This is a genomic window from Kouleothrix sp. (assembly GCF_046328425.1).
Taxonomy (GTDB): domain Bacteria; phylum Chloroflexota; class Chloroflexia; order Chloroflexales; family Roseiflexaceae; genus Kouleothrix.
In genome coordinates this window covers 1-20682 of record NZ_JAXLWP010000052.1, presented here as the reverse complement: position 1 = coordinate 20682, position 20682 = coordinate 1, and the positions used below count along the sequence as shown (strand labels likewise).

Below are 20682 nucleotides of genomic sequence, written 5' to 3'. Positions count from 1 at the left end.
CGCCGAGTGTCACGATCGGAGGTTGATCATGGCGACAGACGGTATTATCGGCGTCGGCTGGGCCTTCCCCGTGGCGCTCGACCCATGCGGGCGCGTCGAGCTAGCGCGCGGCGAGCGCGACATCGAGCAGGCGATACAGATCATTCTGCTTACGCCGCCCGGCCAGCGCCTGCGCCGCCCCGAGTTTGGCTGCCAGATCCACGATTTGCTGTTCGCGCCGAACGACGCGACAACCGCCGGCCTGGCCGAGTATTACGTGCAAGAAGCGCTCGCGCGCTGGGAGCCGCGCATTCGCGTGCTTGCCGTGCGCGCCATCCCCGACCCCGGCCCGCTGCCCGATGCGCAGGGCCGGCTGCTGATAACCATCGACTACGAGATCAAAGCCTCACTTGATCGCCGCTCGCTGGTGTTTCCGTTCTACCGCATTCCGGGTGAAGCATGATTTCTGCGCCTACACCGCCGCCGATTGACGATCTCAGCTTTCAAGATATCGTGAATCGCGTCAAAAGCCAGATCGCGATCTACTGCCCCGAGTGGACTGACCATAATGTCAGCGACCCGGGCGTCACGCTGATCGAGCTGTTCGCCAGCATGGCCGAGATGCTGCTGTACCGGGTGAATCGCCTGCCCGAGCAGGCGTACCGCGCGTTTCTCGATCTGATCGGCGCGCGGCTGGAGCCAGCCCGCCCAGCTACGGCCGACGTTACATTTTACCTCGCCGCCGGCGCTACCTCGGACATAGCCATCGGAGAAGATACCGAGGTTGCAACCGTTCGCACCGAGAGCTCCGCGCCAATAGTGTTTTCCACAACTGCCCCGCTTACCATTCGCCCCGCAAATCTGCTCGACGCATATTGCGCAGCTGGCGGCAGCTGGATCGACGCCAGGCTGTACGGCCAGGGCGATATAAAGCAGACCGAGCCCGACGCAAAGAGCGCCGCCGATACGAGTAGCACAGCTGCGAAGGGTTTCAGCGTGTTCGCCAGGGCGAACGAAACGCCGCAGCGTGGCAATGCGCTGTATCTTCGGCTCGGCGCCGACCACAGCATGCACGTGCTGGCGCTCAAGGCAGTGTGCGAGCGCGCCGGCGGCGGCGGCGCACTGCTCGGCCGGCCACCATGGGTTTGGGAGGTGAGCGCCGCCGATGGCGCGAGCTGGACGAAGTGCGTGGTTGAGCGCGATGACACCGGCGGCTTCAACCGCGAGGGCGCAAATGAGCTGATCTTGCGCTTGCCGGCCATGGGTCTGCAGGCAGTGCCCGGCGACCCGAAAAGCCAACCGGCGTCGTTCTGGCTGCGCTGCCGGCTCAGCGACGAGCAGGGCAAAGAAACTGAGCCGGGTGTGCTTTTTGGCTACAATCGATCGCCGCGCGTAACTGCGCTGGCGCTGCGCTCGATCGGCGGAACCGTGCCGGCACAGCAGGCGCAGGTGGTTTGGAGCGAGCAGCTGGGCATCAGCGACGGTACGCCATACCAGTCGTTTCGGCTGCGCAATGCGCCGCTGCTGGCGCGCGATCCCGCCCGCGAGCATTTGGTCGTCACATCACCCGACGGAATTGAAAAAGCCTGGCAGGAAGTCGCACATTTCGCCGACTCGCGTCCGGAAGACACGCACTACACGCTCGATCACACCGGAACGGTGCGCTTTGGCCCGCTGCTCGCCCAGCCGAAGGGCAAATACCTTGCATTTGGCGCCACGCCGCCCAAAGGCAACAAGCTGAAGTTCGCGCGCTATCGCTATGGCGGCGGCGTGATCGGCAATGTGCCCGAGCGCTCGCTGGTGATCAGAAAGGTGGCGCGTCCCGAGATCGCGCGGGTGATCAATTGGGAGGGCGCGATCGGCGGGCGCGACGCCCAGACGATCGAGGACGCGCGCCTGCGCGCCCCGGCGTACCTCAGCACGCGCACCAGGGCGGTGACGCAGGAAGATTTTGTCGATCTAGCGGCGCGGATCGAGGGCGTGCGGCGCGCGGCATGCCTGGCTGCCGATCGGCCAGGCACCGTGAATGTGGTTGTTTTACCCGAGCCAGCGCAGGATCTGCCAACCGGCCCGTTTGACCCTAAGCTCGAGCTAGGCAGCGACGACCCGCTGATCGAGCGCGTGCGCGGCGCGCTCGCCGAGCGTGCCTTGCTGGGCGTGCGCGTGGAGGTACGGCCGCCGCAATATGTCCGCGTGAAAGTCAGCGCGGAGGTTAGCTGCGACCCAAGCTACACGGCTGAGCAACGAGCGCTGATCAATCAGGCCGCGCTCGCAGCGCTGTATCGCTTTTTGCATCCCTATACTGGCGGCCCGTCCGGCGCGGGCTGGCCCTTCGGCCGGCGGCTTTCCGACGGGATGATCAAGCATGTGCTGAACGGTGTGCCGGGCGTTGAGCTTGCCGAGCAGGTGCTGATCTGGCAGGTCAACGCTAAGGGCAAACCTGCTGCACCTGGCCTGATCGTTGATCTGCCGCCCGATGGAGTTATTTGCTCCGATATGCACGATGTTCAGATTCTGTAAAAGCGAACGCGGATGAATCAACCAGCCGGATACGTGAGCATTTTTCGCGGTGGCACGCTGCTGCAGCGGCGCCCGCTTCGTAACAACACCGCCACGATCGGCCGCCTGCCCGATAACTGGCTGGTGCTGCCCGACGTGGCCGTTGCGCGCTGCCAGGCCGAGCTCGATCCGCTGCCCAGTGCCGTGCTGCTCACGAATCTCGACGCCGCACCAATCGTGCTCGATGGCCACCCGCTGCTCGCCTTCCAGCCGGCCAGGCTTGCCGATCAGGCGCGGCTGTCGATCGGCCCATTCGAGCTCGTGTACCACGCCGAGCAGCTGCCAGCCGACAAGGCGAGCTATGCGCCAATCGCAACGGAGGCGCGCAAGCTTGGCGCGCCACAGCCCGAGCCCGAGCGTGAGGCGAACCTGCCGGTGTTGCCCGACGGCCCAAGCCGCTACCTATACGAGCTACCGCCGATCTACCAGGAGGCCGATGGATTTCTGGGGCGCTACCTGAAGCTGTTCGAGGCAGTGTGGGAACCTTTCGAGCACCGCCAGGATCAGATCGCGATGTATTTCGACCCGCGCACCTGCCCGCCTGCGCTGCTTGGCTGGCTGGCAAGCTGGCTCGGGGTCGCGGCCGACCCGCAGCTGCTCGAAGGGCCGCGTGGGCGCAGGTTTGTCGCCGAGGCGCTCGATCTCTACCGCTGGCGCGGCACGCGCTACGGCCTAACCCGCGCGATCGAGATCGCGCTTGGGCAAACGCCGCGCATTGAAGACGCGCCCGACGCATATACCGTGCTGGTGCGTATGCCCGCCCCGCCAGCTGAGCCTGCCGAGCGCGAGCTGCTGCGCCGCCTGCTGCGGGCGGCCTGCCCGGCGCACGTGGCGTGGCAGATCAAAGGAGAAGGGTGGGAGCCGTGAGTATCGCCGAGCCGGCAGCGCCATCGCCCGCTAGCTACAAAATTGTGGTGCGGAAAGGCAGTGCTGCCTACGAGTTTGCGGATCAGACGAACCGGCGCAGCCCGTACCGCGAGCTGCGACCTGGCGATCTTGTGCTTGTGGGCGCACATCCCGACAACGATCTGCGCCTGGAAAATGATCTGCGCCAGGAAGACGGCAGGCAGCTGGAAGACGTGCAGATTGCCGAGCATCACGCGCACATTGTTTGCAAGGATAAGGGTGTATTTGTTCGCCGTATTGCGGCGCGGCGCGATGTGGCGATCGGCCAAAACCAGCTGGTGCCGTGGGAAGACACAGAATGGCCGCGCACCGAGGATCTGCTGATTGGCCCCTACCGGCTGACGTTGATCGAGCTAAGCGCGCAGGCGAAGTCTACCGACACCTCCGCCCCGATTGACGCGGAACCCAACCCTAGCAGCCGGCCCGCGCTGCCAGCCGGCCTTACGAATACGCCGAACACACTCGAAATTGCCTTCGGCCGCCCCAATCAGCCGCTCCGGCTTACGCCGGGCCAGGTAGAACAGTGGCAGCTGCTGATCCGCAATGGCTACAGCGAGCCGTATACGCTAGATTGGGATATCAGCGCCAGCCCCGCGCTCGCGGCCGATTTTACCCCGCGCCAGAGCGAAGATGTGCGAGTGCCTGCCGCTGGTTGGCGGAGCATCGACCTTGATGTGTATGTTCCGCGACGCCTCGTAGCCAGGCTGGCCGCTATACGCTGACTGCCACGCTGCGTGCCCGCGAGGATCAAGCAATTGGCGGGGTGGAGATCAAGCGCGAGCTGATTGTCGCCGCGTTCGCCCAGCCACCGGAGATCGCGATCCGGCCGCTCGCCAGCTCTTTCAGCAGCGCGCGCTATGCCGTGCGCGTCGTGAACCCCACCAACACGATCGTGGCCTACCGGCTCGCCGCCGCCGAAAAGCAGCCCGATCGCGACGAGCTGCTGCCCGAAGGGCAGAGCAACCTGGAATGCACGTTTCAACCTGCCGACAGCAGCCGCGCCGCGTTGCAAGGCGAGGACCTGCTGATTATTCAGCCAGGCGCCAGCGAAACCGTGCATATGCTCGTGAAACTAAAAAAAGGCATCACCGCGCCGTCGCAAGGTTATGTCGTATGGCTTGAGGCGCGTGCGCCGGGGCAGAAGGCAAAGGGCGCGCGCGCGTTCTTTGAGCCGCGCTGGTGGTCGGGCTGGCAGATCGAGCGCCGCACGATCGGCCGCGCGCTGCTGTGGACGGGGCTTGTGCTGGTGTTGATCGGGTTGCTGATTGGTGAGGGCAAACTGCTTGGCAGCGCCGTGGCCTTGTCGAGGGAAGACGCTGTTGAGCGCTTCAATCGCACGGCCACGAGCTACCTGGCAACGCAAATCGCGCTGGTGCAAAGCAATGTCTACAGCACCTCTACCGTCGTCGCGCAGACCGCTGCGCCAATGCAAACCAGCACGGCCGCGCTGGCCGAAACGTCGCGTGCGGTTGGGTTGAGCATCACCGCTGCCGCCGCAACCGTGAGCGCGGTTGCGGGCACCGCCACCGCCGGCGCGCAGGCGGTGCCAAGCCAGCTGACGGCCGCGGCTCAGGCTGCCCAGAGCATGGCGACACAGGTAGGCGCGGTTGCTGCGGCAACGATCCAGGCTGGCCGCGATCAGCAGACCGCCCAGGCCGCGCCGGTGCAGACGATCATGGCCGCCGAGACCGCGAAGGCCGTGGCCGAGCAGAACGCCACCTCGGTGAACGCCGCCGCCGCGCAGGCTGCTGCAGCTCAGGCCGCCCAGACAGCCGCAGCCGCCGCGACGCTGGTTGCCATCGATACCAAGCCAGTCAAGGTAGACTTCAGCCAGAAGCCGCCAAAATCGGTAGCGCGTGGATCGCAGCCCGTCTCGCTTGGCATGGTTGTCGGCATCCTGCTCGACAAGAGCGGCAACCCCTCGACGCGCGATGGCTATATCATCCAGGTTCGGCTAGATAGCTGCGGTACTAACACACTGCTCGGCACAACGGTTCACGCAAGCGAAAGAGGCTTGATCACCTTTAGCGACCTGAAGATCGCCGATGCAAGTGGTAACGGTGCGCCTACACCCGCCAGCTGCTCGCTGCGCATCAAAGAGCTGAACGATCATTTGTCGGGCTCCAGCGCCGCAATAGGGATTTCGTAATCGTTATGACTTCGCAAATCCAATCAGCGCACAACGGTAGCGCGCCGCCAACCGCCGAGGATTGGCTGCCAACACTGCGCGTGCTTGATCACAGCGGGCAGCAGCTGGAAAGCCCGCGTATAACCCCCGACGGCCTTGTCGTCGGGCGCGCGCCGATCGCGGCGCACGGCGAAGGCACGCTGGTGCTGCTCGATGAGGCGCTGGCCGGAGCGTCGCTGCATATCTACTGGGATGGCTTTGAGGTGCGCGTGGCGCTGGTGCCGCTTGCGCCCGATGATGGCGCTGCCATCGCCTATCAGCTGCCATTTCAGCTCGACGGTGTGCCGCTGGCTGCTTTCGCCGAGCAAGCCTGGCCTTGGGACGCCATGGTGCAGGCGGGGGCGCACTACTTGCTGCTCGAGCGTCCAGCCGTTTCACTGCCGGCCCGCCTCGCAAGTGCCCAGCCTGCGCCGAGCAAGCAGCCAGAGACGCAGAAACCTGCTGTGGCTGGCCCGCCCGCCAGCAGCCAGTTTAACTTGACGCTTGCCCCATCCCGGCCGCGCATCACGCCGGGCCAGCCGCTCAGCCTTACACTACGAGTAGAGTACCGGGCCTACCCTGGCACAGAGCAAATTGCCGAAAACCTGCTGCTGAGCATCGAGGGCGAGCTTGCGCGTTGGATCCCCAAGCCCGAGCAGCGGGTCACGGTTAACCCGGGCGACAGTGACGAATGCACGTTTGAGATCGCCATCCCAAGAACTTCGGAGTGCCCGGCCGGCGGCTACTCAATGCAGCTGAGGGCGCACTCAGAGGTTGGCCAGCGGGTGGAATATACGCAGCTGTCGCGATGGGATGTGCTGCCGTTTGCCGCGGCGTCGCTCGGCATCCGGCCAAAGCTACGCCGGGCGCGCACAGGTGCGCGCTACGCGCTCGATCTGCGCAACACCGGCAATACACCCGCGCGCTACGCGCTCAGCGGTGAAGACGACGAGCAGGCGCTGCGGTTGCGCTTTGCCGACCCCGAGATACTCATTCCTCCAGGACGCCGTCATTCGATTGATCTTGACGTACGGGCGTTGCACTGGCGCTGGCTTGGCATGCCTCTGCGCCGAAGCTTTATTGTCCAGGCTGATGCGCGCCCTGAGGCTGGCTCCCTCGGCCAGGCCGAGCAGGCAAGTGCCGAGGGTTCGCCTAGGCCACTGCTTGCGACATTCGAGCAGCGGCCGATTGTTCCGCTCTGGGCGATTGGGCTGCTCCTGCTCGTACTGCTATTCATCTCGTGTATGTCGTTTCTCTACCGCCAGTTTCCAGCCACGCTGCTGGATCGCGCCTTCGATAACCAGCGCCTGTATGGAATTCTCAACCCTACGCCAACTCCGCTGCCGGCCGTGATACTACCAACCTGGACGCCCCTCCCTTCACCCACCGCGACGCCCACGCCCACCGCGACGCCCACGCCCACCGCGACGCTCACGCCCACCGCGACGCTCACGCCCACGCCTACCGCGACGCTCACGCCCACGCCTGAGCCTACGATTGCGCCGATCACGACCTGCCCGCCACGCTACCTTCCCACGCTGATCGAGGGCAAGGGCGGCGAACCGGGCGAGCTATTCATTGTGTACTTCGACGACCATCCCGTTGGCGGCGGCAACCCGGCCACCGACCTTGTGCGTGCCGATGGGGGGTATACCGCGCTGCTTGTGATTGGCAACGAGCAAAACGGACAGCACATCGTCAGCATCAGGCAGAGCAAGCGTATTCTGGCGCAGTTTAGCTGCTGGCTCGGCGCCACGCCAACAATTCCTCCGAGGGTCGTTATTACTATTCCTACGCCATTGGGTCGCTGAGGCGCGCGCTCACCCCTCGCGCGCCAGCAGCGGGCGGGTGAGCTCGCGCAGGCTGCTGCGCTGGCGGCCGCGCTCGTCGAAGTTCGCGGGCGCGAGCCAGCGCTCGAAGGCGGCCCTGAGCGCCGGCCACTCGCGGTCGATCGCGGCGTACCAGGCGGTGTCGCGGTTGCGGCGCTTGTAGACGCTGGCCTGGCGGAAGATGCCCTCGTACGCGAGCCCTAGGCGCTGGGCGGCCCCGCGCGATGGCGCGTTCAGCGCGTCGCACTTCCACTCGTAGCGCCGGTAGCCCAGCTCAAACGCGCGCCGCATCATCAGGTACATGGCCTCGGTGGCGGCCGGCGCGCGCTGCAGCAGCGGCGAGTAGGCGATGTGCCCTACCTCGATCGAGCCGGCCGCCGGGTCGATCCGCAGGTAGCTCGCCACCCCCACCGCCCGGCCGGTCGCGCCGTCGACGATCGCGTGGAACATTGGGTCGTCGCCCAGGCACGCGCGCTCCATCCAGGCGCGGTACTCGCCCAGGCTGGCGAATGGCCCGTAGGGCAGGTACGTCCACATCCGCGCCTCGGCATCCTGGAGGTTGGCCTCGTGCAGCTCGGCGGCGTGGCGCGTGGGGTCGAGCGGCTCGACCCGGCAGAAGCGCCCGGTCATTGGCTCGCGCGGCGGGCGCGGCGGCGGCGCCCAGTCGGGCAGCGCGAAGCCGATCGGCTGTCCGAGCGGGTTGCGGTCGGGTTCCATGTGCGCTCCGTTTCTGTTTTTGTTTTTGGCGAAGATAGCGTTCAAACAGCGCTCCAGATCATTGCCGAGCACCACCGCGCCGGTGGCCTGGCCGACGCGCGCGGCCAGCGCGCTCTTGCCCGCGCCGCTCGTCCCGGCCATCTGCAGCAGAAAGCGCGGGTATTCGCGGTTGCTCGCGCTCATAGCGTGCGCGTCTGCCCGCCGTCGACATCCACAATCGCGCCCTGGCAGTAGCTCGCCAGCGGCGAAAGCAGAAACGCGACGACGCGGGCGATCTCGGCCGGCTCGCCAAACCGCGCGATCTTCAGCGCCTGGGCCATGCCCTGGGCGGCGCTGGCCTCGTCGACGCCGCGCTCGGCCGCAGCGCGCCGCACCCTGGTGGTCAGCCGGTCGGTGGCGATCGAGCCGGGGTTGAGCGCGTTGACGCGCACGCCATCCTGCACGCCGCGGTCAGCCAGCGCCTTGGTGAAGTTCAGCAGCGCGGCGTTGACCGAGCCGCCGATGGTGAATTCGGCGCTGCCGGTGCGCCCGCCAACGCCCGCGATATTGACGATCGCGCCGCGCGTGGCTTGCAGGTGCGGCCAGGCCGCGCGGCACAGCCGCATCGCGCCAAAAAACTTCAGCGCGAATCCGTCGGCCCACGCGTCATCGCCGAGCGCCAGGAAGTCGCCGCGGGTGGTGGCGCCGGCGTTGTTCACCAGCATGTCGAGCTGGCCGAATGTGCTGATCGCGGCGGCCACGGCGGCGGCTGGCGCCTCGGGCAGACGCAGATCGGCCGGATGCGCGACGCAGCGCGTGGGCAGGGCCGCCGCCAGCTCGGCGAGCTGGCCGGCCGAGCGCGCTACCAGCAGCAGCTGCGCGCCCTCGGCGGCCAGCGCCTCGGCGATCGCTCGCCCGATCCCGCGGCTGGCGCCGGTGACGATCGCGACCTTGCCGGCGAGCTGAAGATCCATGGTTCACCTCGTGCGTAGGCGGCGCGGCTGCGCCGCGAGCGGCGTTGCTGAATTATACACAATGTTGTAGCATGGGCGTGCGGCTTGCCCGCCTCTGCCTGCGCGGCACGGCGCGCTGGCGCCGGCTGGTGTGCGGCGGGCGCGTATGATCGTAAAGCCAGACCCGGCCTACACAAACCGCCGGCGAGATAGCGAGGGAGGGCGTATGGCAAACGACAAGCGGCCCGCGCGCGGCGATCTGCCGGCGCTGCTGTTTGCCACACCGGCCGAGTGGCAGGCCTGGCTGGATCTCCACCACGCCAGCGCGCCGGGCGTGTGGCTGCGCCTGGCGAAGAAAGGCGCGGCCACGCCCACGCCGACATACGACCAGGCGCTGGAGGTGGCGCTGTGCTACGGCTGGATCGATAGCCAGAAGCGCGCCGAAGACGAGCAGCTCTGGCAGCAGAAGTTCACACCGCGCGGCGCGCGCAGCATCTGGTCGAAAATCAACTGCGCCAAGGCCGAGGCGCTGATCGCCGCTGGCCGCATGCATCCCGCTGGCCTCGCCGAGGTCGAGCGCGCGCGCCAGGATGGCCGCTGGGACGCGGCCTACGACGCGGCCGGCAGCGCCAGCGTGCCCGACGATCTGCAGGCCGCGCTCGACGCTAGCCCGGCGGCGCGCGAGTTCTTCGCCACCATCGACCGCACCAATCGCTACGCGATATTGTTCCGCATCCAAACCGCCAAAAAGCCCGAGACGCGCGCCAAGCGCATTGCGCAGTTCGTCGCAATGCTCGAGCGCCACGAGCTGATCTATTAGACTTTTAGGACTTACGCAGTTGGCGCCCTTAGCCTTCGGCAGAGCGGTACTCTATCTCCATATCGTGTCCAATTTCCGCGCGGAGCGCGGAAATTGGACACAGAAGATCAACACGTACCATGCTGCCGCAGGCTCATCGCGTACCCTGAGCAGGCCGAAGCACGCACGTGCGTAACTCACTATTCCAATTTCTGCGTCCCTAACTGCGCAAATCATTGAAATAACCCTCACAAAATATCCACAGATGCGCGCTTGCGCGGTTTGCATAGGCTTACGCCGAGTTATGCTATAATACGCACGCTTCACCGCTATTTCATAATAAAAACAATGACGACGAGCTATAGTTCGATCTCATTTCAGCAGATCGCCGCGAGCTACAATGCGATCAACGCGCTGCCGGCCGATGCCGCCGTCAGCGTCGGCCGGGCGATCGTGGGCATCGCCGGGCCGGGCGCGCGCGTGCTCGATATGGGCTGTGGCGCCGGGCGCGTGGCGCTGCCGGCTGCGGCCGCGGGCGCGTGGGTGGTCGGCGCCGATCTCGAGCTGGCCATGCTGCGCGCCGCGCAGGCGCAGGCACAGCCGGGCGCGGGCGCGGCGTTTGTGCGCGGCGATATCGTGCGTATGCCGTTTGCCGGCGCAAGCTTCGACGCGGTGCTGTCGATCAATGTGCTGCACCTGGTGCCGGCCTGGCAGGCCGCGCTGGCCGAGGCGCGGCGCGTGCTGAAGCCCGGCGGCGTGCTGGTGCAGGGCCGCGACTGGCTCGACCCGGACTCGTGCGCCGGGATGCTGCGCGGCAAGCTGCGCGAGGTGGTGATGGCGCTCGAGCCGGGGCTGCGGCCCACCGCCGCCGCCGCGCCGCAGGTGCTGGCGCGCGAGCTGGCCCAGATGGGCGGCGCCACTGAGCCCGAGAGCGTCGCCGCCACCTGGAGCACGCCGCTCAGCCCGCGCGACGTGCTTGATCAGATGGCGGCGCGCACCCACAACGAAACCTGGATGCTCTCGGACGATCTGCTGGCCGCCGCGCTTGAGCGGCTGCGCGCCTGGGCCGATGAAACCTGGAGCGACCCCGCCGCGCCGTCGCCGGTCGAGCGCCGCTTTACCCTGGCGGTCACGCGTGGGCTGAAGTAGCCGCGCCGCCATACCAGGCTCCGCCTGCTCGTGCTCGCTTGCGTGTGCGCCGCCCCCGCTTCGACCGGCGCCACACAAGCAGCGGCACGTTCTTGTGTGTGCAATGTTTCTGCGCGTAGCTCGAAACACGTAACCAGGGCAAGGAGGCCACGATGCTTTCGTCGATCGGGCGTTTTCTGCGGGCCTGTCTCCGCGCGATCCAGCTCACGCTGCCCAAGATCGGCATTGGCTGGATGTTCGCGCTGCTCACCAGCAACTTCAACCGGATCGCAATCTACGAGCTGGGCGTGCTGGCGGTGCTGGTGACGACGATGATCGGCCTGTATCACTTCCTCTCGCCGTTCCAGGTGTTCTTCGGGCGGCTGGCCGACCGCCGGCCGATCTTCGGGTTTCGGCGCAGCCCGTACCTGCTGCTAGGCCTGCTGGTGTCGAGCGCGGTGTTCCCGCTGCTGCCGTCGGTGGCGGTGGCGATGGGGCGCGGCTCGCTGGCGGCGGTGCTGGCCGGCTTTGCGCTGCTGCTGCTGTTCGGCGTGGGCTTCGCGGCTGCCGGCAGCGCACACCTGGCGCTGATCGCCGATACCACCACCGAGCGCTCGCGTGGCTTGGTGGTGGCGCTGGTGTGGACGGTGCAGATCGCCAGCGTGATCGTGTCGGCGGCGGTGATGAAGGCCCTGATGCCATCCTACGACCCGGCGGCGATGCAGCGGCTGTACAACTACACCCCGGCGATTGCGCTTGCCTCGGGCGCGCTGGCGGTGCTGGGCCTCGAGCGGCGGCTGCGCGGCCACGACCTGGCCGCAACCGTCGCGGCTGCGCGCGCGGCCGGGCCGCAGGGCGGCGCGCTGGCGGCGGCGCTGGGCCTGCTGCGCGGCAACCGGGTGGTGCGCGCGTTCTTCGGCTTTATCATCTGCTCGACGCTCGGCGTGTTCCTGCAGGACACCATCCTCGAGGTGTTTGGCGCCGAGGTGCTGCACATGTCGGTGCGCGAGACAACCTCGTTCCAGCAGATCTGGGGCGGCGGCGTGCTGGGCGCGATGCTGCTGGCCGGCGCGCTGGCCAGCTTTGTGCCGGTGAACAAAAAGCTGGTCGCGGCGATCGGCGGCGTCGGCACCACCGCCGGCCTGCTGCTGCTGACCGGCGCGGCGCTGAGCGCTAGCCGCGCGCTGATCTGGCCGGCGCTGATCGTCATGGGCGTGTTCACCGGGCTGTACACGCTCGGCGCGCTCTCGACCATGATGGAGCTGACGGTCGAGGGCGCGACGGCGACGTACATGGGGCTGTGGGGCCTGGCCCAAGCGCTCGGCAACGGGCTCTCGGCGGTGGCGGCCGGCGCGCTGCACTCTGCACTGATCGACAGCGGGCTGCTGGCGGCGGGCGCGGGCTACGCCGCGATCTTCGCGATTGAGGCCGGGCTGATGTTCGCGGGCGTGATCCTGCTCGGCGGCGTCGACGTGGCCGAGTTCCGCGGCCTGAGCCGCAGCGATATCACGCACGCACTTGAGCTGGAGGCCGCCTGATGCGCGTCAAGCTACAATTCATGCTCTCGAAGTTCGGCATCGCCTGGATGTTCGCGCTGGTGACGATCAACTACAACCGCGTCGCGATCTACGATCTGGGCATCAGCGCCGCGCTGGTGGCGACGATGATTGGGCTGTACCCGTTCTTCGGCCCGCTCCAGCCGCTGTTCGGCCGCGTCACCAGCCGCTACCCGATCCTGGGCTACCGCCGCTCGCCCTACCTGCTGCTGGGCATGCTCGCCGGCAGCCTGGTGTTCCCGCCGCTGCCGGCCGTCACTCGCGCGATCGCCGGCGGCTCGGCCGGCGCGGTGGCGCTGGGCTTCGGCCTGTTCTTTGTGTTTGGCGCCAGCATCGCGCTGATGGCTAACACCTACCTCGACCTGGTGGCAGAGTGCACTACCGAGGCGACGCGCGGCGGGATGTTTGCGGCGGCCTGGACCGGCCAGACGGCGATTATTGTGGTGTGGGCGCTGATCTTCCGCGCGCTGATGCCCACCTACAGCCCGGCCGCGATGCAGCTGCTGTATAACCTGACGCCGCCGCTGGTGATGGCGCTGGCGCTGCTGAGCGTGCTCGGCCTCGAGCGGCGGCTCGCGCCCGGCGAGCTGGCGCGGCTACGCGCGGCCGAGGCTGCCGCCGCCGACGCGGGCGCGCTGCGCGCCTCGCTCGACCTGCTGCTGCCTAACCCGGCGGCGCGGCGCTTCTTCACGTTTATCGCGCTGTCGTTCCTGGGCATCTTTCTCACCGACACGCTGCAGGAGGTGGCCGGCGGCGAGCTGTTCGGCATGAGCGTGGGCGAGACCACGGTGTTCCAGCAGATCTTCAATGGTACCGTGACGGTCGGGATGGCGCTGGCGGCGATCTTCGGCGCGCGGCTGGCCGGCGCGCAGCCCGGCGCCGATGGACGCCGGCCGGCTATGCCGGCGCTGCCACTGCCGCTGAAGCGGCGCGTCGCCACGATCGGCGGCGCCGGCGCCACTGCCGGGCTGCTGCTGCTGGCGCTGGCCTCGGCGCTCGGCGCGCGCTGGCTGGTGAACCCGGCCTGGGCGATCACCGGGCTGTGCGTCGGCCTGTTCACCATGGCCGCCGTCACCATGATGTCCGAGATGACTGTGGCGGGCCAGACGGGCCGCTACCTCGGGCTGTGGAGCCTGGCCCAGGCGATCGGCCTGGGGTCGTCGTTTATCCTCAGCGGCCTGCTGCACGACGCGATCATCCGCAGCGGGCTGCTGGCCGCGCCGGCGGGCTACGCCGCGATCTTCGGCATCGAGGCGGCCTGCATGGTCGCGTGCCTGCTGGCGCTGCGCGGCGCCAGCGTCGACGAGCTGCGGCGCGGCGCACGCGCCCCCGCCAGCACAGCCGCCGCCGTCGCGCTGTAGGGCCTGGCCCCACTGCGGCCGCGCGGGCCGGGCGCCTGCCCTGGCTGCCGCAGCGCCGCCGTGGCCGAGAGACGCTTTTCGCAATAGGAAGTGCATGCGACCATCGATCAACGTGATCTCGGCCGAGCTGATCGGCCAGGTGCTCGACGAGGCCAAACGCATCTTGGCCGAGATCGGCGTCGAGGTGCGCGGCCCCGCACTGCGCCAGCACCTGCTTGAGCTGGGCCTGGCCGAGCGCGACACCGCCGGCGATGGACTGCGCGTCCTGTTTCCGCCCGACGTGGTCGACCGGGCGCTGGCCAGCGCGCCGCGCGAGTTCCTGCTGTACGGCCGCGACGGCCAGCCGCACGCCACGATCGGCGGCGACCACGTGCATTTCACGCCTGGATCGTCGGGCCTGAAGATCCTCGACCACCGCAGCGGCGAGACGCGCCCGGCCAGCACGCGCGACTTCGTCGAGTACGCGCGGCTGTGCGATGGCCTCGAGCACATCGCCAACCTCGCCACCGCCTTTTCGACCAACGACATCGAGCCGCAGGTGAGCGACGCCTGGCGGCTGTACCTGGCGCTGACGAACTCGCGCAAGCCGGTCGTCAGCGGCGCGTTTACCGAGCACGGCGTGCCGCGCATGGCCGAGCTGATGCAGCTGTTCCGCCGCGACCGCGCCGACCTGATCGCCCGGCCGATGTCGATCTTCACGATCACTGCCACCGGCTTCTTTCGCTACGGCGAGGACTCGTGCCAGAACCTGCTCGACTGCGCGGCGTACGGCATTCCAATCGAGATCGTGCCGGTGACGCTGATGGGCCTGATCGCGCCGGTGACGCTGGTGGGCGCCACGGTGTTCCACACCGCCGACGTGCTGGCCGGCGTTGTGATGGCGCAGCTGGTGAAGCCGGGCACGCCGGTGCTGTTTGGCGGCGCGCCGGCCACCTTCCACATGAAAACCGCGCAGTCGCCTATGGCCGCGATCGAGGCGCTGTACCTCGACGTGGCGTACGTGGCGGTGGGGCGCGCGCTCGGCCTGCCGACCCAGAGCTACATGGCGCTGGGCGAGGGCAAGTTCATCGACGCGCAGGCCGGCGCCGAGACGTTTGGCGGCGCGCTGCTGGCCGCGCTCGCCGGCGTCAACTCGGTGTCGGGGCCGGGCATGCTCGATTACGTGCTGACATTCAGCCTGGCCAAGCTGGTGCTCGACGACGAGCTGTGCGCCCAGGCGCTGCACTTCACGCGCGAGCTGGCGGTGAAGGACGACCTGCCGACGCTCGACCTGGTGCGCGGCGTGCTGGCCGAGAAGCATCTGCTGACGCACGAGCACACGCTGAAGCACTGGCCGGGCGAGCTGTACCTGCCCGGCCCGCTGTACGATCGCACCAACCGCGAGCAGTTCGCCAAGGCCGGCGGCCACGAGCTGATCGCCCGCGCCAACGCCGAGGTCGACCGCCGGCTGGCGGCGTTTGTGTCGCCCGCGACCGACCCGGCGGCCGAGGCCGAGATGCTGCGGATCATCCGCGCGGGCATGCGCAACCCCGATGCCGCGCTGCCGGCGGTGCCGCCGCCTGCGCTGCCTGGCGCCGCCGCGCCCGCCGACCCGGCCGACCGCCGCGCGGCCCGCAGGCGCGAGCGCGGGCGCTAATGCTGCCGCTCCTGGGGTTTCGACGTGACACGGCACGGGCGCGATATATCGCGCCCGTGCCTCTTTGCAGCAATATAATAATTCTTGCAATGCTGCATCTGGATTAATACCACACCAGCGCGGCGCTGATACGCGCAACCGCTCGCTCGATCAGCGGGCGGTCGGCCGGCTGAATTGCCGGGCCGAGCAGCTCGGCGGTGGCGCGGTATAGCGCCAGCCCGGCGCGCACCTGCTCCCGCAGCGTGGGCGCCTCGCCGCCGGCCTCCTCCACGCCAAATGCCGCGCGCCGCAGTCGCACCCACTCGCTCGCGGGGCCAAGCTCGGCGGCCAGCGCGTCGAAGAAGGCGTTGTCGCTGCCGAGCAGGATGCCGCGCTGCACCTGCACCACGCGCGAGAGCCCCCACGAGCAGCCGTGGCGCGCGTTCAGCATGCGGCCGGCATCGCCGCGGCGCAGGCCCTCGAGCCCTTTGTGCACCTCTTCGACCCAACCCACCATCTGGGCGCTGGCCCACGCGTCGGCGCGCGCCTGCATCGCCGCGTCCCACACAAACGCGCGCGCCCGCCGCTGAATCGCCGCGAACAGCCCGTCGGGGTCGTGCAGCGCCTGGCCGGCGCGCAGCCCGGCGATGCTTTCGACTGCGTGCTCGGGCCGCTCGAAGCACGCCGCGACGTCGGCCGGGCCAACCGTGCCGACAACCACCAGCGTGTCGTCGATCAGGTGCGATCCGTCGCCGGAGAGGCCGTGGTCATCGCGCGCGGCGAAGCGCGCCAGGTCGATGTCGCTGTACGGCCCGGCGTCGCCGCGCGCGTAGCTGCCCATCACCACCAGCGCGCGCGCGGCGGGGTGGCCGAAGCGGCCGATCAGCTCGGCGGGGTCGATCGGTAGCTGCACTGCCATCCTTTCTGCCTGCGGCAGCAGGGTACTGCCTATCTTCTCCCCCTCTCCTGCCGTCTCCACGCAGCGCAGGGATGGAGTTTCTGGTTGGCTGGTGCTGGCTTGGCCAGCGGCGCCATCTGTGCGAACTGTGCGAACTGTGGATGATCGAGCTATTCGAAGGACGCACTGCTAGGCGCCTGGCGCCCGTGCGACAAACACGCCCCAGCGCTGCTCGCCGGCCTGCGCGCGCGCCAGCTTGGCGCGCCAGCTCGCCGCCAGCTCGTCGCGCTCGTGGGCGGGCAGGCCGCTGGCGGGGATGCGCGCCAGCTCGGCCGCGAGGATCGCCGCGAACTCGGCGGTGCGGTCTTCGGCCGCCAGCACCACCAGCCCCGCGCCGGCCATCAGGTCACGGTACTCGCCGGCGGTCGCCAGCGCGTAGCCGCGCGCCGCGACGTAGGCCGCGAACTCGTGGCTGGGCCGCCCGTCGCCGCGCAGGTAGTCGCTGAACACCAGCTGGCCGCCGGGCCGCAGGCACGCCGCTAGCACCGCGAACATGCGTGGCTTGTCGTGGATGTGCAGGAACACATCGCGGCTGTGCACCAGGTCGTAGGGCGCGGGCGGCGCGTACGCCAGGATGTCGGCGTGCTCGAATGTGACGCGCTCGCTCAGCCCGGCGGCGCGGCAGCGCTCGGCCGCCAGCGCCAGCATGTTGCGCGAAAGATCGATACCGTGGACGCGCGCGCCGCGCTCGCGCGCCAGCAGAAACGCCGCGCCGCCCAGCCCGCAGCCGACGTCGAGCGCCAGCGCGCCGGGCGCGACTGTGGCCGCGCCGAGGATCGCGCGGGCGGTTGCCTGCCCGCCGGGGCTGATGAAGCCCGGCCCGTAGATCGCCTCGTACTTGCGGATGGCGTCGCGCGTGTACTGGCCGTCGTCGAGGGTTTGCGCGCTGGGCATGGCCAACCTCTTGCTGCTCGGCTGCTCGCTTTTGCGCGAGGCCGGGCTTTGCTTCAATTCATAAGCTCGCATATCTTCCTGGCGAGCCGAGCGCGCCCGCCTACGCAAGCGAAGGCTGCACTACGCGCTTGCTCCCGATTGGCGAGCGTAATTTCGGAACATCATCCCTGTTGCCGGCCGCATCCCGACTTTGGCGTAAAACGGCTGCAGCTCCACATCGCACAGCAGATCGATCATATACAGATCGTGCAGGCGCGCGAGCATTCGCCGCATCAGCTCGCTCCCGATGCCTTGATCTTGATAGCCCGGTAGGATTTCGAGGAGCGGGATATACGCACACAGGATACCGTCGCTCAGGGCGGTCACAAATCCTACGACGTGTTGGGATTGGTCGTCGATTGCGAGGATGATATGCTGGCTGTGGCGCAGCAGCTGGTAGTGAGTTTCAGGCGTGGGCGGATCGGGCCAGCCTACGAAGAAGCCCCTCAGGTGCTCCGCAGTGATACCGTCGAGCGTATCTTGAAACATAATCATGGCCAGCCTCCGCTTGCGCGAGCCATTTGAGCGCAGCTCACTCGCCGGCAGGCGGCTGCCACAGCTCGACCTTGTTGCCCTCCGGGTCGATGACCCAGGCAAACTTGCCGTACTCCGTGTCGTCGGTGTTTCCAACGACATTGCAGCCTTCGGCGTGCAGCGCTTCGACAAGTGCGACGAGGTCGTCGACGCGGTAATTGATCATGAACGAGGCGGCGCTTGGCGCAAACTGGTCGCTTTCCTCGGGCGCAACCGACCAGACAGTCGTTCCGCCGGTGGGCTTGCCATCCGCGTCGGCCCAGCTGAACGCAGTGCCGCCCCATTCCTGCACGTCGATGCCCAGATGACGCTTGTACCACGCCTGTAGCGCAGGGGCATCCTTGGCCTTGAAAAAGATGCCGCCGATGCCAGTGACTCGCTTCATGGTAACCTCCGATGTGTGATCATAAGATAGCGCCGCTGCAGGGCGTATTTGCATTCGATGTTTCTGATGTCGTTCGGCGGTTTGGGCGGATACGCGCCGCTGGCGTGGCGGCTTAGTCGCGCCGCAGGAGCGCGAGGCGCACGCCCAAGCCAATCAGCACCGCGCCGGTGGCGCGCTGGCGCCACACGGCAAAGCGCTGATTGCCCGCCAGCCAGCTGCGCAGCATGCTCGCGATCAGCGCCAGCATGGTTTCATACCCCATATCCAGCAGCGCGAGCAGACCGCCCAAGACGACAAATTGGGCAAACACCGAGCCGCGCTGCGGGTCAACAAACTGCGGCAAGAAGGCCAGAAAGAACAGGGCAACTTTCGGGTTGAGAATACCGGTCGCAACTGCCTTGGCAAACAGCTGGAGCGGCGTGCTGTGCGGAAGCGAGTGGAGGGGCGATGCATGCGGTGTGTCTCTAAGCGCCTGCAAGCCCAGATACACAAGGTAGGCGGCGCCAAGATATTTCACGATCGCAAACGCGATGGCCGATGTGGCCAGGATGGCCGAGATACCTACTGCGGCAGCAAGCGCGTGGATGAGCGTCCCGATATTGAGCCCGAGCGCGGTCATAATGCCGGCGCGGCGGCCATCGCTCACCGTGCGCGCCAATACGAGCGCCTGCGCCGGGCCGGGCGCAAGAATAATGGCGATACTTGCCATGACAAAGGTGATGAGCGTCGCTGTCGCAAACATTCACGTCTCCACTATGCGCGAGGGGGCTAACGAGCCAGCAGAGTATATCACGCACAGCCGTGAAAATGGATCGTGCGCGGGTCGGATCACTGCTGGTGGAGTGAAGCCTCCGTCCAACTGCCGGGCCTGTCGGCCGCGCACAAAACAAAAGTGGTCAAACGGAGCTGGTATGAGAAGGGGTATGGACGCGGTATATCGCGCCCGTACTCGCGCAGGTTCATGCTGTTGGCTGGTTACGCTGTCGATTGGTGTGCGGCGCAAGATGGCTCAACACGCGATGCCACATGGCAACAATCAGTACATGCCCTGCATCGGGCACAATGCGCCAGACGATGAACAGCGATGCGCCTGCCGTGCTCATGCTGCAGTATTTCGACCGACGATGCTGGCATTGAAGGTATTCCTTCTGTTCATCACACGAGTTACGTTGTGGGGGTTCGGGGCGGCAAAGCCGCCCCCAAAAACTTCCTTTTTGGCTGGTCGCGGCCCCCCGTGGCCGCGACCAGCCAAAAAAGAGTGATGTTGGAGGGCCCAAGCCCTCCAAGCCTCCGACGCGGGAGAACACCGCGTAGCTCGTGTTCATCCGACGTTCGGGCTACGGTTGCAGATCAAGCGACGCTTTGCCGCTTTCCGGGTCGAACGGCACCGATTCATGATCATGCGTGATCATCCACGTGCCGTCAATTTTGCGCAGGCACAGGGTCGCCCGCACCCACATGCTGATGTTCGTTCTATCTGTCCTCGTTCCGCTGACGTGGTAGAGGTAGTGGCAGAAGGCTACATCATCGCCCGTCGTGATGCTCAGGTCGCGTACCTCGTAGCCGATCGGGCCATCGTACAAAGCGAACCATTCCTTCGTGCGCGCTTGAACCGTATCTGCTCCGCTGTAGCGCAGCGGGTTGACGACATCGAACATCAGGATACCTGGCGCGTGATGCGACATGGCTGCGCTGACGTCCTTGGCATGCACTGCCTTGACCCGATCCTCGATCAGCATGCGAATCTGGCTCTCATCAGGCATACGGCTCTTTTCGGTTGTCATATCGTCTCCCTTCTTCACGTTGTAAGGGACTCGGAAAGTCCACATCATCCCGTTTCTATCACCCCGGATCTGGCTGCAAGAATGATGCCGAACGATATTGTATTGCCCGCTAGGACTGCGGGTCGAACTGGAAGACGCGCAGCTCCTGGGCGCAGCGGCAGGCCCTTGCGATGCGCGCGGCCCAGGCTATGGCCTCCGCGCGCGAAGGCAGCTCGAGCACAGTGAAGCCGCCGTCGAGTGGGGGCGCCCATGGGTAGCCGCCTTCAGCGACCGTGCCGTCGGCCGAGACGAGTGTTGGCGGCACGTCTTCGTCGATGCCGCCGCCGAAGACGTAGACGCCGGCGGCCTTTGCTTCGTCGATCACCGCGTGTGCGTCGCGGCCGACCGCTTCCCACTCTCCGTCTGGCACGGCCATCGCCGCGCTGGGGAAGGAGATCAGATACTTGGCCATGCTGCTGCTCCTTGTATGTACAGGAGTTATACCAACTCCGTTTGATTACTTGTGTTTTCTTGTGCGGCGCCCCCCAAAAACCCGCGCCC

Annotated in this window: 20 protein-coding genes; 11 read left to right on the top strand and 9 right to left on the bottom strand. The window is 67.2% G+C overall.

Annotation, left to right across the window (positions count from 1 at the left end; translation table 11 throughout):
* The first annotated feature begins 28 nt into the window (after positions 1-28).
* The 6 genes from U0177_RS28675 to U0177_RS28650 are packed head-to-tail and all read left to right on the top strand — an operon-like array spanning position 29 to position 7422.
* On the top strand, positions 29-442 hold the full coding sequence (locus U0177_RS28675; protein WP_409574118.1) for a GPW/gp25 family protein: 414 nt from the start codon (positions 29-31) through the stop codon (positions 440-442).
* Positions 439-2499, top strand: coding sequence for a putative baseplate assembly protein (locus U0177_RS28670; RefSeq protein ID WP_409574117.1), 2061 nt, complete (start codon positions 439-441; stop codon positions 2497-2499). The genes U0177_RS28675 and U0177_RS28670 overlap by 4 nt, the downstream gene beginning before the upstream one ends.
* A gap of 33 nt (positions 2500-2532) precedes the next feature.
* Positions 2533-3405: a phage tail protein gene (locus U0177_RS28665; protein ID WP_409574116.1), complete on the top strand. Its 873-nt coding sequence runs from the start codon at positions 2533-2535 to the stop codon at positions 3403-3405.
* The gene (locus tag U0177_RS28660) at positions 3402-4166 is read left to right on the top strand and encodes a hypothetical protein (RefSeq protein WP_409574115.1); all 765 of its coding nucleotides are present in this window, start codon (positions 3402-3404) and stop codon (positions 4164-4166) included. Before U0177_RS28665 ends, U0177_RS28660 begins: the two co-directional genes overlap by 4 nt.
* Before the next feature lie 41 nt (positions 4167-4207).
* The gene (locus U0177_RS28655) at positions 4208-5593 is read left to right on the top strand and encodes a hypothetical protein (RefSeq protein ID WP_409574114.1); all 1386 of its coding nucleotides are present in this window, start codon (positions 4208-4210) and stop codon (positions 5591-5593) included.
* A 5-nt stretch (positions 5594-5598) separates the two neighbouring features.
* Positions 5599-7422 (top strand): hypothetical protein, encoded by a 1824-nt coding sequence (locus U0177_RS28650; RefSeq protein WP_409574113.1) that lies wholly within the window; start codon positions 5599-5601, stop codon positions 7420-7422.
* Positions 7423-7431: 9 nt separating this feature from the next.
* Here the strand turns inward: U0177_RS28650 and U0177_RS28645 are convergent, their stop codons facing one another.
* Both U0177_RS28645 and U0177_RS28640 read right to left on the bottom strand, forming a co-directional pair.
* A complete protein-coding gene (locus U0177_RS28645; protein WP_409574121.1) occupies positions 7432-8157 on the bottom strand; it encodes a GNAT family N-acetyltransferase in 726 nt (241 codons plus the stop codon).
* Between the two features lie 179 nt (positions 8158-8336).
* Entirely contained in the window at positions 8337-9110 is a 774-nt protein-coding gene (locus tag U0177_RS28640; protein WP_409574112.1) for an SDR family oxidoreductase, read from the bottom strand.
* Positions 9111-9315: 205 nt separating this feature from the next.
* Between U0177_RS28640 and U0177_RS28635 the strand changes: the two genes are divergently transcribed.
* From U0177_RS28635 to U0177_RS28615, 5 genes are all read left to right on the top strand, one after another.
* Positions 9316-9909 carry a YdeI/OmpD-associated family protein gene (locus U0177_RS28635; RefSeq protein ID WP_409574111.1) on the top strand — a complete coding sequence of 198 codons (594 nt, stop codon included), beginning with the start codon at positions 9316-9318 and terminating at the stop codon, positions 9907-9909.
* Positions 9910-10236: 327 nt separating this feature from the next.
* Positions 10237-11037, top strand: coding sequence for a class I SAM-dependent methyltransferase (locus tag U0177_RS28630; RefSeq protein ID WP_409574110.1), 801 nt, complete (start codon positions 10237-10239; stop codon positions 11035-11037).
* A gap of 152 nt (positions 11038-11189) precedes the next feature.
* A complete protein-coding gene (locus tag U0177_RS28625; protein WP_409574109.1) occupies positions 11190-12554 on the top strand; it encodes a BCD family MFS transporter in 1365 nt (454 codons plus the stop codon).
* Positions 12554-13933 (top strand): PucC family protein, encoded by a 1380-nt coding sequence (locus U0177_RS28620; RefSeq protein WP_409574108.1) that lies wholly within the window; start codon positions 12554-12556, stop codon positions 13931-13933. Before U0177_RS28625 ends, U0177_RS28620 begins: the two co-directional genes overlap by 1 nt.
* 40 nt (positions 13934-13973) lie before the next feature.
* Positions 13974-15569 (top strand): trimethylamine methyltransferase family protein, encoded by a 1596-nt coding sequence (locus U0177_RS28615; protein WP_409574120.1) that lies wholly within the window; start codon positions 13974-13976, stop codon positions 15567-15569.
* Between the two features lie 103 nt (positions 15570-15672).
* Here the strand turns inward: U0177_RS28615 and U0177_RS28610 are convergent, their stop codons facing one another.
* The 7 genes from U0177_RS28610 to U0177_RS28580 form a co-directional block, all read right to left on the bottom strand.
* Positions 15673-16467: a nucleotidyltransferase domain-containing protein gene (locus U0177_RS28610; protein ID WP_409574107.1), complete on the bottom strand. Its 795-nt coding sequence runs from the start codon at positions 16465-16467 to the stop codon at positions 15673-15675.
* A gap of 168 nt (positions 16468-16635) precedes the next feature.
* A complete protein-coding gene (locus U0177_RS28605; RefSeq protein WP_409574106.1) occupies positions 16636-17400 on the bottom strand; it encodes a methyltransferase domain-containing protein in 765 nt (254 codons plus the stop codon).
* Between the two features lie 120 nt (positions 17401-17520).
* Positions 17521-17934, bottom strand: a complete 414-nt coding sequence (locus U0177_RS28600) for a GNAT family N-acetyltransferase (RefSeq protein WP_409574105.1) — start codon at positions 17932-17934, stop codon at positions 17521-17523.
* Between the two features lie 37 nt (positions 17935-17971).
* A complete protein-coding gene (locus U0177_RS28595; protein ID WP_409574104.1) occupies positions 17972-18358 on the bottom strand; it encodes a VOC family protein in 387 nt (128 codons plus the stop codon).
* Positions 18359-18470: 112 nt separating this feature from the next.
* A complete protein-coding gene (locus tag U0177_RS28590) occupies positions 18471-19067 on the bottom strand; it encodes a LysE family translocator (RefSeq protein WP_409574119.1) in 597 nt (198 codons plus the stop codon).
* Between the two features lie 628 nt (positions 19068-19695).
* Positions 19696-20142, bottom strand: coding sequence for a YybH family protein (locus tag U0177_RS28585; RefSeq protein WP_409574103.1), 447 nt, complete (start codon positions 20140-20142; stop codon positions 19696-19698).
* 109 nt (positions 20143-20251) lie between these two features.
* On the bottom strand, positions 20252-20593 hold the full coding sequence (locus tag U0177_RS28580) for a transcription initiation protein (RefSeq protein ID WP_409574102.1): 342 nt from the start codon (positions 20591-20593) through the stop codon (positions 20252-20254).
* Positions 20594-20682: the final 89 nt, after the last annotated feature.

Excerpts from the sequence above, each read along its gene's own strand:
- U0177_RS28620 (WP_409574108.1), top strand. The coding sequence starts at position 12,554 with ATGCGCGTCAAGCTACAATTCATGCTCTCGAAGTTCGGCATCGCCTGG.
- U0177_RS28650 (WP_409574113.1), top strand. The coding sequence starts at position 5,599 with ATGACTTCGCAAATCCAATCAGCGCACAACGGTAGCGCGCCGCCAACC.
- U0177_RS28670 (WP_409574117.1), top strand. The coding sequence starts at position 439 with ATGATTTCTGCGCCTACACCGCCGCCGATTGACGATCTCAGCTTTCAA.
- U0177_RS28630 (WP_409574110.1), top strand. The coding sequence starts at position 10,237 with ATGACGACGAGCTATAGTTCGATCTCATTTCAGCAGATCGCCGCGAGC.
- U0177_RS28610 (WP_409574107.1), bottom strand. The coding sequence starts at position 16,467 with ATGGCAGTGCAGCTACCGATCGACCCCGCCGAGCTGATCGGCCGCTTC.
- U0177_RS28585 (WP_409574103.1), bottom strand. The coding sequence starts at position 20,142 with ATGACAACCGAAAAGAGCCGTATGCCTGATGAGAGCCAGATTCGCATG.
- U0177_RS28635 (WP_409574111.1), top strand. The coding sequence starts at position 9,316 with ATGGCAAACGACAAGCGGCCCGCGCGCGGCGATCTGCCGGCGCTGCTG.
- U0177_RS28640 (WP_409574112.1), bottom strand. The coding sequence starts at position 9,110 with ATGGATCTTCAGCTCGCCGGCAAGGTCGCGATCGTCACCGGCGCCAGC.
- U0177_RS28580 (WP_409574102.1), bottom strand. The coding sequence starts at position 20,593 with ATGGCCAAGTATCTGATCTCCTTCCCCAGCGCGGCGATGGCCGTGCCA.
- U0177_RS28625 (WP_409574109.1), top strand. The coding sequence starts at position 11,190 with ATGCTTTCGTCGATCGGGCGTTTTCTGCGGGCCTGTCTCCGCGCGATC.
- U0177_RS28595 (WP_409574104.1), bottom strand. The coding sequence starts at position 18,358 with ATGAAGCGAGTCACTGGCATCGGCGGCATCTTTTTCAAGGCCAAGGAT.
- U0177_RS28675 (WP_409574118.1), top strand. The coding sequence starts at position 29 with ATGGCGACAGACGGTATTATCGGCGTCGGCTGGGCCTTCCCCGTGGCG.
- U0177_RS28605 (WP_409574106.1), bottom strand. The coding sequence starts at position 17,400 with ATGCCCAGCGCGCAAACCCTCGACGACGGCCAGTACACGCGCGACGCC.
- U0177_RS28590 (WP_409574119.1), bottom strand. The coding sequence starts at position 19,067 with ATGGCAAGTATCGCCATTATTCTTGCGCCCGGCCCGGCGCAGGCGCTC.
- U0177_RS28645 (WP_409574121.1), bottom strand. The coding sequence starts at position 8,157 with ATGGAACCCGACCGCAACCCGCTCGGACAGCCGATCGGCTTCGCGCTG.
- U0177_RS28600 (WP_409574105.1), bottom strand. The coding sequence starts at position 17,934 with ATGATTATGTTTCAAGATACGCTCGACGGTATCACTGCGGAGCACCTG.